We start from the raw sequence: 17,397 nt of genomic DNA, 5'->3' as shown, positions 1-17,397 counted from the left end.
TCTGAACTTGAATCTAAATCAGAATCGTGGCGGATTAATCTAGCCCTACCAAAGATTCACGAGTTAAGTCTTTGATTGTCTTGGCGCCTGTTAATGTCATGGCAACGCGCATCTCTTTGTCGTAAAGATCGAGCAGGTTCTCAACGCCTGATTGTCCTTGTGCCGCTAACGCGTAAACGAAAGAGCGGCCAAGCAAGGTGCAGTCTGCGCCCATCGCCATCATACGAACCACATCTAAGCCAGTACGAATACCAGAGTCGACCAGAATTTTGGTGTCACCTTTTACTGCATCTGCAATCGCAGGCAAGGCTTTAGCACTCGATAGAACGCCATCCAGCTGACGACCACCATGGTTTGAAACCACAATGCCGTCTGCGCCAAATCTTACGGCGTCTTTTGCATCTTCTTGATCAAGAATGCCTTTGATGACCATTGGGCCGTCCCAGAAATCACGGATCCACTCTAGGTCTTTCCACGAAATCGATGGGTCGAAGTTGTCACCTAACCAACCGATGTAATCTTCCAGTTTGGTTGGAGAGCCGCGGTAAGTCGAGATGTTGCCAAGATCGTGTGGCTTACCTAGTAAACCTACATCAACGGCCCAACTAGGATGACGCATAGATTGAAATACGCGGCGTATTGCTGCATTTGGGCCACTCATTCCTGAGTGCATGTCACGGTAGCGAGCGCCTGGTACAGGCATATCAACCGTGAAAACCAGCGTTGTTACGCCTGCCGCTTTTGCACGTTCCAATACGTTCTTCATGAAGCCGCGATCTTTTAGCACGTAAAGCTGAAACCACATTGGGCGTTCGATCTTAGGTGCGACTTCTTCAATTGGGCACACCGACACGGTAGACATGGTAAAAGGAATCCCCTTGTTGTCAGCCGCTTTAGCCGCTTGTACTTCGCCACGTCGTGCGTACATGCCGGTTAAGCCAACTGGCGCTAAGGCGATTGGCATTGCCAGCTTTTCGCCGAACAACTCGGTTTCCAAATTCAGATCTGACATGTCATTGAGGACACGCTGCTTGAGCGCGATCTCTGCAAGATCGGCCGTGTTGCGGCGTAGGGTATGTTCTCCGTAAGAACCGCCGTCAATGTAGTGAAAAAGAAACGGTGGTAATTTCGCTTTTGCTGCGGCGCGGTAATCAGTCGATGCGGATATGATCATAATTTCAGTCCTAAATTCTTGGGATGTTGCCCTTCTATGAGAGCTTGGCTTGGGCTGCTTTAATTCTTGAAAAAGTAAGTGTTGGTTCTTTCTTAAGCTGTAAACCTGTAAAGCAATAAAATGGCGTTAATACTCGAGGGTGTTGATGTGTTTTAGTATCCATTCCGAAACTCATCAACTGTCTTATTAGACGGTGTTGCAGTCGGGGAATTGAGTATTAACGCCAAGTGCTTTTGTAACGACTTATGGTTTACATAAGTGCGTCTGTCATTTTGAAACCGTAGACAACTACTAGGCCAATGATTCCGGTCATCACCAAGTAGTAGAACGTTGGGATAATCGTTTTACGTAACGTTGCACCTTCACGTCCTAGTAAGCCTACGGTTGCCGATGCGGCGACCACGTTGTGAATCGCAATCATGTTACCTGCTGCTGCGCCCACCGCTTGTAGAGCGACAACCACCGCACTAGAGATAGACAGTGTTTGTGCTACTTCGAATTGGAACTGGCTGAACATCATGTTTGAAACTGTGTTAGATCCTGCAATGAAGGCACCTAACGCACCAATCGTTGCACTTAACGCTGGGAATGCGCCGCCGACTAGGTCAGCTGCAAAGTTAGCAGTTGTTACTGGCATACTCGCTAAATCAGAACCGTTCACACCTGAGTTAATGAAGATACGGACCATTGGGATGGTGAACACCAACACAAAGCCGGCACCAATCAGTGTTTTGCTCGATTCCCCAAAGGCTTTAGCCAATGGTGCTGCGCTGCGTGATTGCATTAGAACAGCAACCAGTGCGACGAAGACCAAGATGCCGCCAGGTAGATACAGAGGTTGAATCGCTGTGCTTACGCCTGTCTCGCCAAGAATGTTGCTGAAAGAAAGGCTAACGCTCTTAAGTAGGCCTTTGAACTCAGGGCTCACACGGCTAGCAACTAGAGTGACAGCGAGCAGCACGTAAGGTGCCCACGCCATCGCCATGCTCATTTTTTTATGACCTTTGTTGTCGTCTAAATCGATTTTCAAAGAACCTAACCATTCTGCTGGCCACTTATCTTCGCTTTCAAAATCCCATTTTGATTTTGGTACTAGGAAGCCGCGTTTTGCTGCTGTTACAACAATTGCTAGGCCAACCAAACCACCAATCAGTGATGGGAACTCAGCTCCTAGGAAAACACCCGTTAGTGCGTAAGGAATGGTGAAAGCGGCACCTGCGAACAGTGCGAATGGTAGGATATCAAGACCTTCAGTCCAGCTTTTGTTTTTGCCGAAGAAGCGAGTCAGCATCATCGCCATCAATACAGGAATCATCACACCAACGCAGGCGTGGATGATCGCAACACTTGATGTGATCTGTTGTAGGTAAGCATCCCATGTTGAACCATTGGCAATCAGGCTTTCACCGATGTTGTGCGTATCTAAACCTTTGTTCACACCAACGATAATAGGTGTACCAACCGCGCCGAATGATACTGGCGTAGATTGAATCATCATGCCCATCAGAACCGCAGCTAACGCTGGGAAACCGATTGCAACGAGTAAAGGAGCGGCGATTGCAGCGGGTGTACCGAAGCCGGATGCGCCTTCAATGAATGAACCAAAACACCAAGCGATGATGATCGCTTGTACACGACGGTCTGCTGAGATATCAGTAAAACCGTTGCGGATGGTGGTGATAGCTCCGGTGTGTTTCAAAGTGTTTAATAAGAAGATGGCGCCAAACACAATCCAGAGAACCGACACGGTAATGCCGAAGCCTTGGAATACTGAAGCCAACACGCGAGTGCCAGACATATCCCAAGCTAATAGGGCGATAGCAACGGTTAATGCAAATGCCACTGGCATCGCTTTTTTAGCTGGCCAGTTAAGGCCGACTAGCAGTATCGCTGCAACTACTATTGGCGAAAAGGCCAATAGAGCTAGTAGAGTTTCACTCATGGGTACTTCCTCGTACTTGTTTTCAAACGTTCATGTTTGAAGTGAATAACACGTTATTGGTTTTGTAGGTGTAATCTGAATCTCGAGGATTCAGTTGTTGTAATTAGAGTTGCTGTATTTGTAATCGATTTGATTCCAAAAGCTGTGTTTGTAATTGTTTTGTTAATTTGGCGTGAATTTACCCCTTTATTTTTTATTGATATAGGGAAATAATGAAAATAATTAATTCCAAAATTGGCATAATCAAATGCGAGCAGACGATTTGATCCTGTTTTCACAGGTCGTAGAGCTGGGTAGCTTTAGTAAGGTGGCAGAACAAAATAACCTTACGAATTCGGTAGTTAGTAAAAGAATTGCGCGTCTGGAAGAAGAGATAGGCGTACAATTATTGTATCGAACGACGCGTAAATTGACCCTTACTGAGGCGGGTAAGGCAATGTTACATAGCGCCAAAAATGTGAAGCAGGCGGCTCAAGAGGCTATGGACGCAGTTTCAGGCTTTGGTGAAAATGTCAGTGGTCATATCAAAATGTCAGTGCCTACTATCTCGGGAGATTTGATTCTGGCAGACGCTGTTGCCGAGTTTTGTAATATGCACCCAGGTTTAACGGTCGATATGTCACTTAACAATCGCTTTGTCGACTTGGTTGATGATGGCCTTGATTTGGTTATTCGAACGGGTTATTTGGAAGACTCCAGTTTAATCGCTCGTCATATCCTTGATTCGCAATGGGTGGTGTGTGCTTCTCCGTCTTATATCGCCAAAAACGGTAAGCCGATGCAGCCCAAAGATTTGGTGGATCACAACTGCCTGCAATACGCTTATCAAACAACGGGCGCTAGTGAGTGGCAATTTCTACATAGTAAAGATGGCTTTACTGATAACGATAAATACATAGTGCGCGTCTCGGGCTCTTTTTCTACCGATAATGCGACAGCATTAAGAAAGGCGGCGTTGGGCGGTCATGGGGTCGCGTATGTGCCGCGCTGTCTTGTTTATCACGATATTCGTAACGGCCAGCTGGTGGATATCTTCCCTGATTTGGTCGGCAAGAAGCTCGGTATCTATGCGGTGTACCCGTTCACTCGTCAGCCACCTAACAAGATTAAGTTGTTGATTGAACACATCAGAACTCGCTATCTGACGATTTCACATTATTTTTAATAAGGATCACGATGAGCTATTCAAAAGAGTATCAATATCCAATCACCAACAAACAGATCGTCAGCGATGATTATTTTGATCAAATAGTTGAAGACCCTTATCGCTGGCTAGAAGATGATCGAAGTGATGAAACCGCACAGTGGGTGGCGAGTCAAAATGAAGTAACGTTCGATTACCTTGCTCAAATCCCGTATCGCGCAGAACTGCGAGAGCGATTAGCGAAAGCGCAAGACTACAAAAAGAGCTCGCAGCCGTTTGTGCGAGGCGACTACACCTACTTCTATAAGAATGATGGCCTGCAGAATCACAGTATTCTTTATCGTCAGAAAGAAGGGCAACAAGAAGAGATTTTCTTAGATCCGAATACCTTCTCGGAAGATGGCACCACATCACTTGGCTCAGTGTCGTTTTCAAAAGATTACAGTTTAGTTGCGTACAGCATCTCCGAGGGCGGCAGCGACTGGCGCAAGATCTTTGTGATTGATGCCGATACTAAACAGCAGCTTGAAGCCGAAATTACCGATGCGAAGTTCACCGGCATCTCTTGGTTGGGTAATCGTGGCTTTTATTACTCTAGTTACGATAAGCCAGACGGTAGCCAACTTTCTGCACGCACTGAACAGCACAAGCTGTACTTCCATGAGTTGGGAACAGAACAAGCCAGCGACAAGGTGATCTTTGGTGAGAACAATACCGAGCAGCATCGCTATGTATCTGGCTACACCACTGAAGACGACCGCTACTTGATCATCCTAGGGCGAGAGTCGACATCGGGTAACAGACTGTTCTATATCGATTTAAATTCACCAGAACAATCGCTGAACACGCTGATTGATCATGTGGATAGCGATACTTACCTCATCGATAACCAAGACGAAGTCTTCATCTTATACACCAACCTCGATGCGCCAAACGGCAAGGTGGTGAGCTTTGATACTCGCAATCAACAGTGGCTCGATATCATTCCCGAAAAGCCACAGCCATTAGACATCAGCACGGGCGGTGGTTACTTGTTTGCTCATTACATGGTCGATGTGGTGTCCAAGATTGAACAGCTGGATTACCAAGGCAATCTGGTTCGTGAAATCTATTTACCTGATCTCGGAACGGCCAGTGGCTTGGGTGGTAAAAAAGAGCAAACCCAGCTTTATTACACCTTTACCAACTATGTTACGCCGCCAACCATTTTCTCTTTTGATGTCGAGTCGGGTAACTCAGAAATTTATCAACGATCTGAGTCTCCTTTTGAATCGGACAAGTTCGAATCTAAGCAGGTCTTCTATACCTCGAAAGATGGCACACAGGTTCCGATGCTTATCTCTTATAAGAAGGGACTCGTGTTAGATGGCAATAACCCAACAATGTTGTACGCCTATGGTGGTTTCAATGTCAGCCTAACGCCTGCTTTCTCGGGCACGGTCGGCAGTTGGTTGGAGCTGGGTGGTGTGTATGCGGTACCTAACCTGCGTGGCGGTGGTGAGTATGGTAAGGCGTGGCACAAAGCCGGAACTCAGCAACAGAAGCAGAACGTGTTTGATGACTTTATTGCGGCAGCGGAGTTCTTAATTGAAGAAAATTACACCTGCAGTGATAAGTTAGCGATCCGCGGCGGTTCTAATGGTGGTTTGTTGGTTGGCGCGTGTATGACGCAAAGGCCTGAGCTGTTCAAAGTGGCTCTGCCTGCGGTCGGTGTGTTGGACATGCTGCGTTACCACACCTTCACGTCTGGCGAAGGCTGGGCGTACGATTACGGCACGTCAGCGCAGAATAAAGAGATGTTTGAATACCTGCTTGGTTATTCACCGGTACACAATGTGGTGCGCGGCGTAGATTATCCGGCGACTCTTGTTACGACCGCTGATCATGATGACCGTGTGGTGCCAGCTCACTCTTATAAATTCATTTCAGAGCTGCAAGATAAGCATGAAGGTGGCGCGCCAGTGATGATCCGTATTGACGTCAATGCAGGGCATGGGGCAGGTATGCCGCTGAGTAAAGCTATCGACCTCACTGCTGATATCTACGCATTTACCCTGTTCAATATGGGAATTGAGTCTCTAGATTCATTGTAGCGAATACTTGGTTTTAGATAACTGGGTATTTAACTCAGACCAAAAAACCTCAAAATCTGCCTTAGATTTTGAGGTTTTTCATATATATGAAAACCAATCAAATTCACACCTCGTTCTCTTTGCCTTTCGGCACCCTTTTACGTGATAGCCGCCACCATTACTGATGAAATGAAAGCGATTTCAAGCTGATATTTTACGCATTTTTCACTATAACCTGTTGATCTAAAATCAGTAGTTTTCATCATGGATTTTCTAAAAGTTTCATGGCATTTAAGTTGATTTATCAGTGTGAACAGCGACCAACTTTTCAACGCTTTCATTGCTTAATATTTCCCTGTTCGATGAAAACTCAAAAAAATAATAGGGAAATACAATGCAAAAATTTAAGCTTTTGCCAATAACAGTCGCAGTGGCGGCGTCGCTTGCTTCACTCTCTTCTTTTGCTGCTGATACTGATATCGAAGCATTAGAAAAACGAATTCAAGAGTTAGAATCTAAGGTTGTAGAAATTGATTATGTTAACGATCAACAGCCAGCAGTTTTGACTCCAGACACGAAAGTGCCAGAAGGGATTGTATTCTCTGGTTACGCTCGTTACGGCGCACATTACTCGGATGGAGACAATCGCTATGTTGAAGTTGGTAGCTCAGGCCGCTCTCTTGGTCGTTTAGGTAACGAAGCCAACGGCGGTGAGTTTCAATTAGGAAAAATTTTCCAAGCAGATAGCGGCGCGAAGTGGGACGTAGTGCTCATGCTTGATGATTGGAACAACGATCAGTGGGGTTCTTCTGGCGGCGTAAACTTGAAGAAAATGTACGCTGGTGTCACTAATTTCGTTGAGAGCCAACCTGAGCTATACGCATGGGCTGGTCGTGATTTCCATCAGCGCCCACAACAAGGTTTGAACGATTACTTCTGGATGTCTCACGATGGTCAAGGTGCGGGCTTTAACAACTTAAACCTTGGTGGCATTAAGCTAGATATGGGTTTTGTTGGTGCGGTTGATAGCGAAGACGGTGCTCTAGGTAATGATTCAGGCCGTTATGGTATTACGTCGAAACTTCACGGCATCAATGCTGGTATTGGCAACCTAGATTTGTATGCTAACTATGGTTTCGCGTCTGAAGAAGCCGATACTATCGGGAATAAAGTAAGCGATGAAAATGCATGGCAAATCGGTGCAACTCTTGGCTTAGGTGATTCCAACAAGTTAGTTGCTAAATACGCTGACGGTGCTGACAACTCAGTATTTGAGTTAGCGGGCGATAAGCAAGTTATCTATGTAAGTTTAGAAGGTAATTACGCAACGAGTGATCAATTCATTATTGATTACCTTATATCGTACAAAGACATCTCTGGTAATGATGCAACAGAGCAGAGCGAATACGCTGGTATCGTTCGTCCACAGTACCAATGGGATGACACGCATTCTACATGGTTAGAAGCGGGCTATGCGATGGAAGATCGTGATGATGGTTCTGAGAAAAACGGTTGGAAAGTCACGCTATCTCAAAACGTATCACTTGGTGGTCTACCTTGGAGTCGTCCAATGCTACGTTTCTACACAACAGTGGGTGATGTGGAGACTAAAGGCACAACTGAAACGGTTACTGCAGATACACTTGCGTTCGGCGCAATGTTTGAAGCTTGGTGGTAATCACAAGCTAGAAACAATAGCTCTTTGAATTAGGCATATTTTCAAAGAGCCATACTTTCGAATATCCATGCTTTTTAAGAGCATACGTTGAAATACCTATGCTTTTAAAGAGTAAGTAATACTGTCCATTTTAGCCCTAAAGGCAGATTGATTAGGGCACGTTTCAATTAACTCCATTCTTGGGCACATTTTTGTGCCCTTTTTTTTCGCCACTAGATCAAGGAATAACGATGAGACTTTCTTCCATTGTGTCTCGAGTCTATTTAGGTTTCTTCACGCTGATAGTAATCATGCTGGGTAGCGCATGGTTGAGTATTAGCAGTAACAAGAACATAACCTCACACATCGAAACCATAACTCAACAAGCCACCCCTTTAATGCTCCAATCCTCCACGCTCACCATTCGTTTTTTGGACATTAATCGCAGTACTACTCCCTATTTATCTGCCAACTACATTGATGAGCTCGAACCGCTGAAACAAACCGTTTTGAGTAATATCGAGCGATATCAGCAGCAGTTAAATTGGTTTGATGGCAAGGCTGAATCGGGCTCACCACTTGAACCCATGCTCCAAAATATTGAAGAAACGGGCGTTGCCACCATCAATAAGGTAGAGCAGTCCTTGAACTTATACGTCTCTTATTTGGATAGTAAAGATCTCGGTTCGATGGAGCAGGAACAATTTCAATCTGTGGTAGGACAACTCAATAACACCTTGGTTAATCAATTGGCGAGTAAGAGTTCGGGTAACACGCAAAAAGCGGTAGAAGCCTTGTTGGTTCAGTTGAGTTTGATTGCCGCAGAAGCGAATGAAGCCTTCTCTCTGCAAACGTCATCGGAGGTTCGTGGAGTTGAACGTCGTCTACAAAGTCGTAAAGAGCGATTCGAACAAGCTGTATCAGACTTGGATAATCTGGACTCATCTTTGTTACGCCGCAGTAAACAGTCTTTATCACTGCTCGCTTCACATGTATTTTCAGCGCAAGGATCTGTGTCAACGCATATGGAAACCGTGAAGCTACATGAGAGCATTGCTCAGCAAAGAGTGGAGATCGACCAGCTTATTGATGTGCAGTTAAGCCATTTTGATGAGCTTTCTATGTATGCGGAAGACACGGCTAAACGTTTATATCACGAGTCGATGGACTTCTCTCATCAAGCACTGTTGATGCAGGCCATCATTGCTATTGGGTCGGTTTTTATTGCGCTGCTAATCGGGCTGAACATCGCTAAAGGGATTCGCAAGCCAAGTAAATTACTGCAAAGTGCACTAGACCAAGTCGCCAAAAAAGACTTGAGCGTGATGGTTCACTATCAAGCCAATAATGAATTTGGTTTGGTGAGCGATAAAGTCAATTTGGTGATCAGTCACCTGACCCAAATGATTGACAACATGCGCCACTCCTCAACACGTTTAAAGGAAGCTTCCCTTGAAAACCAAAGCACCAGCCGTTCTCTGAGTGAAGCGATGCAAGAACAAACCAATCAAACGGTGATGGTAGCGACAGCGATGGAACAAATTGAGTGCTCAGTGACGGAGATCACTCAGGCGGCCAACCAAACTCTAACGCTAGTGACCGAAGCGGTATCCAGTTCCAGTGATGGGCAAAAGACCATGAATAAAAGCGTCGAATTGATGGGCAACCTAGAAAATAAGCTGGCGGAATCAACGGCGACCATTGGTCAGCTTGAAAGCGAAAGCGCCAGTATTGGGTCCATTCTGGATGTGATATCTGGGATCTCTGAGCAAACCAATCTACTGGCGTTGAATGCGGCAATAGAAGCCGCGCGAGCGGGAGAACAAGGGCGTGGTTTCTCTGTAGTTGCGGATGAGGTTCGAGTGTTAGCAGCCAAAACCAATGCATCAACGCAAGAGATACACAACAAGATCGAGCAGTTGCAAACTAGCTCTAAACTGGCGGTTGAACAGATCAATCAGTGCGTGGAGGGGATGATTCAATGCGTAGAACAAACCGGCGAAGTTAATCACTCGATATCGACAGTGTCTGATCTTCTCAACGAAGTAGAGCAAAGAAGCCATCAAATTGCGACCGCGACGACAGAGCATCAAGTCGTTGCCTCTCAAGTCACTCAAAATATCAGCCAGATACACACCTTGGCTGAAGATAACTCGCAACGTTCCCAAGTGCTTTTTTCCCACGGTCAACAGCTTGAAACCATGTCGCAACAGCAATTCTCATTAACTCAAGAGTTTAAGTTAGCGGAATCATCTAATCACAAAGATTAGAGCCAGTTAATTTCTTCCATGATTTCACGCCCAGCCTTCCGCTGGGCGTTTTCGTATCTGGTTTTTTCTGATGAAAAGGCTTTGAGCTAAAAATTACCGTGAAATGTTCTCATACAATTTCGAAAGGCCATTGAAATAACAAGGTCACTTTCCCCGTGTATATTGCCGTCAGCTGCGGATTCATCATCAAATAACGTTTTCAAAAAATGGATTTAGGCGGGCTTGTTTGATCTGACGAACAAGTAACCGAGCGCCATCTTGATAATATGAACAATAATCTCATGAAACAGTTTCATGGCGTGAAGTTAATCTGTAAGCGCTTTCATGATTTCCACAACTGGCCTTTTTACCTCCAACTTTAGTGTGATGACACTCACTTCAACCAAGACGCCTTTCTTTAATAATCGTTTTGTAAGCGGTTACAAGCTAATGAAGTATCGAGGTTCGAGTGGCAACAATTAAACACGTATCAGAACATGCAGGTGTGTCTCAGGCGACAGTGTCTAGGGTTATTAATGGCACTAGCCGAGTCAGTCATGACAAGAAGCTAAAGGTTGAAAAAGCGATCAAAGAATTGGGTTATCGCCCGAACTCTATCGCTCAAGCTTTGGCTTCAAGTCGTACTGGTAGTGTGGGCGTTGTTGTTCCAGAGCTTGGTGGCTCTTTCTATTCAGGCATCTTGCATAGCATAGAAGAAAACCTACGCCGCTTTGGTTACCACGCTGTTGTTGCGGCGGGCTCGAACACCGAACAAGGGCAGCGCGAGTCGGTGGAGTTTCTATTGGGGCGTCGTGTTGATGCTTTGATTCTTCACACTCAACTGCTCAGTGATGACTATTTAATTGAATTGGAAGAACAGGGGACCCCTGTGGTTTTAATTAACCGCTTCATCCCAGAAATGGCGATGAGTTGCATTGATATTGATAACGAAGTCGGGGGGCTACTCGCTACTCAATATCTATTGCAAAAGGGACATACAGATATCGCGTGTATTACCGGGCCTTTAGATAAAGCAGATGCTAGGGGGCGTTTGCAGGGGTATCGAAAGGCCTTGGAAGAAGCGGGTGTGCCATACGATGAAGCATTAGTCTCGGAAGCGGGCTTTACTGAAGAGACTGGCATCAGTGCGATGAAGAAGCTGATAAATCGTAAGTGTCATTTCACAGCAGTATTTGCTTCGAATGATCACATGGCATTTGGCGCCTTCGAGGTGTTGCATCAAGAGGGGCTGTCTGTTCCTAAAGATGTATCACTGGTGGGCTTCGATAACACCATCTTCGCGCGCTATCTGACCCCTAGTTTGACCACCATTAATTTCCCTATTGAAGAGATGAGCGTTGAAGCAGTACAGCTCACTCTACAGAAGCTAAAAAAAATAAAACATGACGTGAACTTTAAATTGCTGCCGACGTTGGTCACTAGAAACTCGGTATCGGATTTACCAGTTACCCTATAAAAATATTAAGGATAGAACATGAAATTTAAGACCTTAGCGCTTTCATGCGCGGTTGCTTTAGGATTAGGTACAACAGCTGCGAATGCAGCAGACAAAGAAATTCGTTTCGACGGTTTCCCTGATTTCGATAGCAGCCTAAAGGTATTACTGCCTGATTTCGAAAAGGAAACGGGTATCAAAGTTGATTACCTTATGAACAACCACGGTGACCACCACACTAAACTGACAACGAACCTTGCAACGGGTTCTGGTGCGGGTGATGTGATTGTTGTCGACGTTGAGAAAATTGGTCCATTCGTGGGTTCTGGCGGCCTAGTTAACTTGTCTGAAAACTACGGTGCAGATAAGTACGAAGAACGATTCGCATCTTATGCGTGGGCACAGGGCAAAGGCGCTGATGGTGATATGTACGGCATCCCTGTCGACCTTGGTCCAGGTGTTATGTACTACCGTACCGATGTATTTGAAAAAGCGGGCATTGATGTTAATGAAGCAATCAAAGATTGGGATTCATACATCGCTGCTGGTGAAAAACTGAAAGAGCAAAACGTACAACTTATCGCTTCAGCATCAGATGTTGCACAAGCCATTATCTTCACGACGGTTCCTGAGGGTGAAGGCCTTTATTTTGATAAAGATGGTAACCCAGTGGTGACATCAGAGCGTTTTGTTCACGCTTTTGAAGTAGCAAAAGAGATTCGCGACAAAGGCTTAGACGGCCGCATTCTGGCTTGGTCTAACGAATGGTACGAAGGCTTCCGTAACGGTACGTTAGCAACTCAATTATCTGGCGCATGGCTATTGGGTCACCTTCAAAACTGGATGGCTCCAGATACTGCGGGTAAATGGGCAGTCTCTAACCTTCCAGATGGTATCTACGGAAGCTGGGGTGGTTCATTCCTTTCTATTCCAACTCAATCGGACAACCCAGATGAAGCGTGGGCTCTTATTGAATACATGACGACTGATCGTGATGTTCAGCTGGGTGCCTTTGAGACTATCGCGGCCTTCCCTTCTAACGTAACCACGTATGACGATGAGCTTTTCCAAGAGGAGATGGAGTTCCTTGGCGGACAAAAAGCACGTCTTCTTTTTGCTGAAGTTGCGCAAAATATCAAACCAGTATCTCCAGCACAAGGCGATCACGTTGCACGTTCTATAATTTTGGAGAACGCGTTAATGGAAGTGCTTGATGAAGGTAAAGATATCAAGACAGCGCTGAAAGAGGCTGAACGTCTAATCAAGCGTCGCACACGCAGTTTGTAATTTATTTTTACTTTAAGTAAGTGAGGAAGCGTGGATAACGCGCTTCCTTTTTTTAAGAGGTCGTTACTATGAATCATACAGCGAGCACAACGATAGAACCTGCGGATAAAAGTCTTTTTTCTCGTCTAAATTTGAAAGCGCTTACACCGTATGGATTTCTTCTGCCGTTTCTGATCATTTTTTCTGTATTTGGGATCTTCCCGCTGTTGTTCTCCGTTTACCTGTCGTTCCACGAGTGGAACCCGGTAAGAGGCATGGATGCAATGGAGTTCGTTGGTTTTGAGAACTATCATATTGCCTTGACTGACCCGTGGTTATGGCGTTCATTGAAGAATACGTTTTGGTTAGCTATCACGTCAGGTGTGGCTCAGCATTTAGTTGCTATTCCAGTGGCTTACATGTTGGTTTCTATGGGTGATCGCATGCGTCACTGGCTAACATCAGCGTACTTTTTACCGTTTATCACTTCAACGGTCGCAGCGTCACTGATTTTCTTCAACATGTACTCTCCTAACTCAGGAATCATTAACCAAACGCTGATGGCTCTGGCCGATAGCACGCTGTTTGGTTGGGCATTTGCTTGGGTTAACGATTTCCAGCCAATCCGTTGGTTAGACGATGCCACTATGGTGAAGCCGTCTATCGCGATCATGGTTTTCTGGAAATACACCGGTTTCAACATCGTTCTTTACACCACCGGTTTAATGACGATTCCTAAAGACATTTTAGAAGCTGCACGTATGGATGGTGCCAATGCTTTCCGCCGCTTCTGGAACATTTCACTACCAATGATTCGTCCATTCATCTTCTTTGCTATCACGATGACCATCATCGGTAACCTGCAAATGTTTGAAGAACCGTTCGTACTAACACGTGGTACAGGTGGTACGGGTCAATCAGGTCTAACTATTTCGATGTACCTCTACAAAGTGGGTTGGGAATGGCTAGAAATGGGCACAGCATCTGCTATCTCATGGTTACTGTTTGCACTCATCGCGACTTGTACATTAGTTCAATTTTTACTCTTCGGTAAGAAAGGCTTAGGGGAACATTAAGATGTCGACTTCAATTAAGACAAATACCTCACCACTAAGTGGACTGATGCCAAGCGAACGCAGCATGTATATTCTGACTAAGATCTTGATGGTCATGTTAGGCATTTTACTGGTTGTTTCAGCGCTAATTACAGTCTTTCCATTTGTATGGTCGGCACTGCTATCAACGCGTGACCGTTCTGAAATTTTCGGAACGGGCATTAGCTTTGCGATTGGCGATAGCCTGGCGATTAACTACGCCAAATTGCTTGAAATCATGCCGTTTTGGAAAGCGATGTTTAACTCGATTTACGTGGCTTTCTTAGGCACCACCATCTCGCTGCTGTTTTGTAGCATGGGTGGTTACGCGTTTGCTGTGTTTAAGTTCCGCGGTAAGAACGTGTTGTTCGGCATGCTGGTTGGCTCAATGGCGATTCCGCCGGTGCTTAGCTTGATCCCTTACTTCATGATCGTGAAATTCTTAGGCTTGCTGGATAACCACATGGCGGTATGGCTACCGTTCACCACCACACCATTTGGTATCTTCTTGATGCGTCAGCATGTGATTGCATCGATTCCAAAAGAGCTACTTGAAGCAGCGAAATTGGATGGTGCTGGTGAGTTCAGAACGTACTGGAGCGTGGTACTGCCACTGATGAAGCCTGCACTGGCAACGCTTGCGATTGTTCAGTTCGTTTTCTTCTGGAACATGTTCATGCAGCCTCTCGTGGTGCTAAACAACCCAGATAACTATGTTATTACGCAAGCACTTCGAAGTGTTCAAGGCATTCCGAATACGCCATGGGGCGCGGTAATGCTAGGTACCACAATTTCTATTTTACCGCTCGTGATTACTTACTTGTTCGCATCGAAACAGATGATCAGTGGTTTAACGTCCGGCGCAGTCAAAGGTTAGGTTTAAGGGTTATAACAATGAATAAATATCAACTTCCAAGTGATTCAAAGTTACGCAGTAAGGAATTTGTATTCGGTGTCGCGACATCTTCATACCAAATTGAAGGCGGCGTTGAAGAGGGCGGTCGTACACCGTCTATCTGGGACACTTTCTGTAAGACGCCGGGCAAGGTCGATAACGGCGATAGTGGTGATGTGGCGTGTGACCACTACCACTTATGGCAACAAGATATTGAGATGATTCAAGGCTTAGGCGTTGATGCTTACCGTCTCTCGATTGCATGGCCGCGCATCCTGCCACAAGACGGTGTCGTGAATCAGCAAGGCCTAGAGTTTTACGGTCAGATCATCGATGAGTGTCATGCTCGTGGCATGAAGGTGTATGTGACACTTTATCACTGGGATCTTCCGCAATACCTTGAAGATAAAGGCGGCTGGCTAAACCGTGAAACGTCTTACAAATTCGCAGAATACGCAGAAGTGGTGAGTAAATACTTTGGTGACAACATCGATGTGTACACCACGCTGAATGAACCGTTTGTGTCTGCATTCCTAGGCTACCGCTGGGGCGAACACGCACCAGGTATCAAGGGTGAAAAAGAGGGCTACCTAGCGTCTCACCACCTAATGCTGGCACATGGTTTGGCTATGCCGATTCTTCGCAAGAATGCCCCTCATGCCAAGCATGGTGTGGTATTCAATGCGACGCCAGCTTACCCGTTCACACCACAAGACCAAGCGGCAGCAGACTACTGTGAAGCGGAAAACTACCACTGGTTCATCGACCCAGTATTGAAAGGCGAGTACCCACAGTTAGTGGTTGAACGCCAAGCGATGAACATGCCAATGATCCTTGAAGGTGATTTAGACATCATCAGCGCACCGGTTGATTACATCGGTATCAACTACTACACACGCAATGTCGCTCGCTTCAATGAGAACGGCGACATTGAATCAGTAAAACAGACTGACGCAGAACACACTTACATCGGCTGGGAAATTAACCCACAAGGTTTAACCGATTTATTGGTAAGACTGGATGCGCGTTACGAAAACATGCCGCCTATCTACATCACAGAGAACGGTGCTGCAGGCAACGACGAGCGTGTTAACGGACAAGTGATGGATGACCAACGTGTTCGCTATTTCCAAGGTCATATCGAAGCGGTTCACAACGCGGTTGAAGCCGGTGTGAAAGTTGATGGTTACTTCGCTTGGAGCCTGATGGATAACTTTGAGTGGGCATTCGGCTACTGCCAGCGTTTTGGCATTGTCCATGTTGACTACACCACCCAAGAAAGAACATTGAAACAGAGCGCAATTGCGTACCGAAATATGCTGCTAGAGCGCGCTGAGGAGAACAGATAATGGCTAAAGTAGAATTTAAGAACATCAAAAAATCATTCGGTGATGTTGAAGTCGTCAAAGAGTTTGATTTTACGGTTGAAGACGGTGAGTTCGTGGTTTTCCTTGGCCCATCTGGCTGTGGTAAATCGACAACGCTACGCATGCTTGCTGGCCTTGAAAGCATCAGTTCTGGTGACATTGTGGTTGGCGGCAAGCTGATGAATAAAGTCGACGCGAAAGACCGTGACTTGGCGATGGTATTCCAAAGCTACGCTCTGTACCCACACATGACGGTGTACGAGAACATCGCCTTTGCGCTAAAACTGAAGGGCATGCCAAAAGCAGAAATCGACGTAGAAGTGCTAAAAGCAGCGAAAATGCTAGAGCTTGACCCGCTACTGAACCGTAAGCCAAAAGAGCTTTCTGGTGGTCAACGTCAACGTGTGGCAATGGGTCGTGCGATGGTTCGTACGCCTAAGGTTTTCTTGTTTGATGAGCCGTTATCTAACCTAGATGCAAAACTTCGTGGCGTGATGCGTGAAGAGATCAAACACCTACACCGAGAGCTTAAAACTACCACGATCTACGTAACCCACGATCAGATCGAAGCGATGACACTGGCGGATCGTATCGTGATTCTGAAAGACGGTTATGTTGCTCAAGTTGGTACACCAACCGAGGTGTTCCAGCGTCCTGCAAACAAGTTTGTCGCGCAATTCATTGGTAACCCGTCAATGAACATGTTGGAAGCAAAACTGATTGAAAAAGAAGGCGAGTACTTCGTTGAAATTGGCGATGTTCATATCCCACTGCCTGAGCGCTTTAAGTCTCTGGCGTCTAAGAACCTAGCGCTGCATTTTGGTGTTCGTCCAACAGACATTCACCTACGTGCCGAGCAAGTTGACCACGACCGCGTGCTGCCATTCCCTGTAAAAATCAAAGACAAGGAACTACTAGGCGCAAGCATTCTTCTGAAAACAGAAATTGGCGGTCAACCGCTGATGGTTGAAACCCAAGCCGCTGAAGTCGATGTGAAAGAGCTGACACTTTATTTGGATTTGGATGCTTTCCACTTGTTCGATGCTCTAAGTGAGAACTCGCTAGCGAGCTAGCCAGTCAA

The 17,397-nt window shown here is 45.9% G+C and carries 12 protein-coding genes; 10 read left to right on the top strand and 2 right to left on the bottom strand.

From position 1 onward, the window contains the following. Positions 1-34 precede the first annotated feature (34 nt). Complete coding sequence (lldD, locus tag DUN60_RS16105; RefSeq protein WP_114634346.1) at positions 35-1,174, bottom strand: FMN-dependent L-lactate dehydrogenase LldD; 1,140 nt, start codon at positions 1,172-1,174, stop codon at positions 35-37. A 250-nt stretch (positions 1,175-1,424) separates the two neighbouring features. Further along, complete coding sequence (locus tag DUN60_RS16100; RefSeq protein WP_017075318.1) at positions 1,425-3,116, bottom strand: L-lactate permease; 1,692 nt, start codon at positions 3,114-3,116, stop codon at positions 1,425-1,427. Positions 3,117-3,363: 247 nt separating this feature from the next. Between DUN60_RS16100 and DUN60_RS16095 the strand changes: the two genes are divergently transcribed. From DUN60_RS16095 to DUN60_RS16045, 10 genes are all read left to right on the top strand, one after another. Continuing rightward, on the top strand, positions 3,364-4,281 hold the full coding sequence (locus tag DUN60_RS16095) for a LysR family transcriptional regulator (protein WP_017075317.1): 918 nt from the start codon (positions 3,364-3,366) through the stop codon (positions 4,279-4,281). A gap of 11 nt (positions 4,282-4,292) precedes the next feature. Then, positions 4,293-6,353: a prolyl oligopeptidase family serine peptidase gene (locus DUN60_RS16090; RefSeq protein WP_114634345.1), complete on the top strand. Its 2,061-nt coding sequence runs from the start codon at positions 4,293-4,295 to the stop codon at positions 6,351-6,353. Positions 6,354-6,726: 373 nt separating this feature from the next. Continuing rightward, positions 6,727-8,010 carry a carbohydrate porin gene (locus DUN60_RS16080; RefSeq protein WP_114634343.1) on the top strand — a complete coding sequence of 428 codons (1,284 nt, stop codon included), beginning with the start codon at positions 6,727-6,729 and terminating at the stop codon, positions 8,008-8,010. 230 nt (positions 8,011-8,240) lie between these two features. Next, positions 8,241-10,259: a methyl-accepting chemotaxis protein gene (locus tag DUN60_RS16075; protein WP_114634342.1), complete on the top strand. Its 2,019-nt coding sequence runs from the start codon at positions 8,241-8,243 to the stop codon at positions 10,257-10,259. 448 nt (positions 10,260-10,707) lie between these two features. Next, positions 10,708-11,715: a LacI family DNA-binding transcriptional regulator gene (locus DUN60_RS16070; protein ID WP_054546146.1), complete on the top strand. Its 1,008-nt coding sequence runs from the start codon at positions 10,708-10,710 to the stop codon at positions 11,713-11,715. A gap of 18 nt (positions 11,716-11,733) precedes the next feature. After that, positions 11,734-12,981, top strand: a complete 1,248-nt coding sequence (locus tag DUN60_RS16065) for an ABC transporter substrate-binding protein (RefSeq protein ID WP_054546147.1) — start codon at positions 11,734-11,736, stop codon at positions 12,979-12,981. A 68-nt stretch (positions 12,982-13,049) separates the two neighbouring features. Then, entirely contained in the window at positions 13,050-14,036 is a 987-nt protein-coding gene (locus tag DUN60_RS16060) for a carbohydrate ABC transporter permease (RefSeq protein WP_054546148.1), read from the top strand. Positions 14,037-14,082: 46 nt separating this feature from the next. Then, positions 14,083-14,931 (top strand): carbohydrate ABC transporter permease, encoded by an 849-nt coding sequence (locus tag DUN60_RS16055; protein ID WP_017077012.1) that lies wholly within the window; start codon positions 14,083-14,085, stop codon positions 14,929-14,931. A 17-nt stretch (positions 14,932-14,948) separates the two neighbouring features. After that, on the top strand, positions 14,949-16,298 hold the full coding sequence (locus DUN60_RS16050) for a GH1 family beta-glucosidase (RefSeq protein WP_114634341.1): 1,350 nt from the start codon (positions 14,949-14,951) through the stop codon (positions 16,296-16,298). Then, complete coding sequence (locus DUN60_RS16045; protein ID WP_102551676.1) at positions 16,298-17,389, top strand: ABC transporter ATP-binding protein; 1,092 nt, start codon at positions 16,298-16,300, stop codon at positions 17,387-17,389. Before DUN60_RS16050 ends, DUN60_RS16045 begins: the two co-directional genes overlap by 1 nt. The last annotated feature ends 8 nt before the right edge of the window (positions 17,390-17,397 follow it).

The organism is Vibrio splendidus (genome assembly GCF_003345295.1).
In the GTDB taxonomy this organism is placed as follows: Bacteria; Pseudomonadota; Gammaproteobacteria; order Enterobacterales; family Vibrionaceae; genus Vibrio; species Vibrio splendidus_K.
Note: the sequence above shows the minus strand (reverse complement) of the source record. Positions and strands in the feature narration are given on the sequence as shown.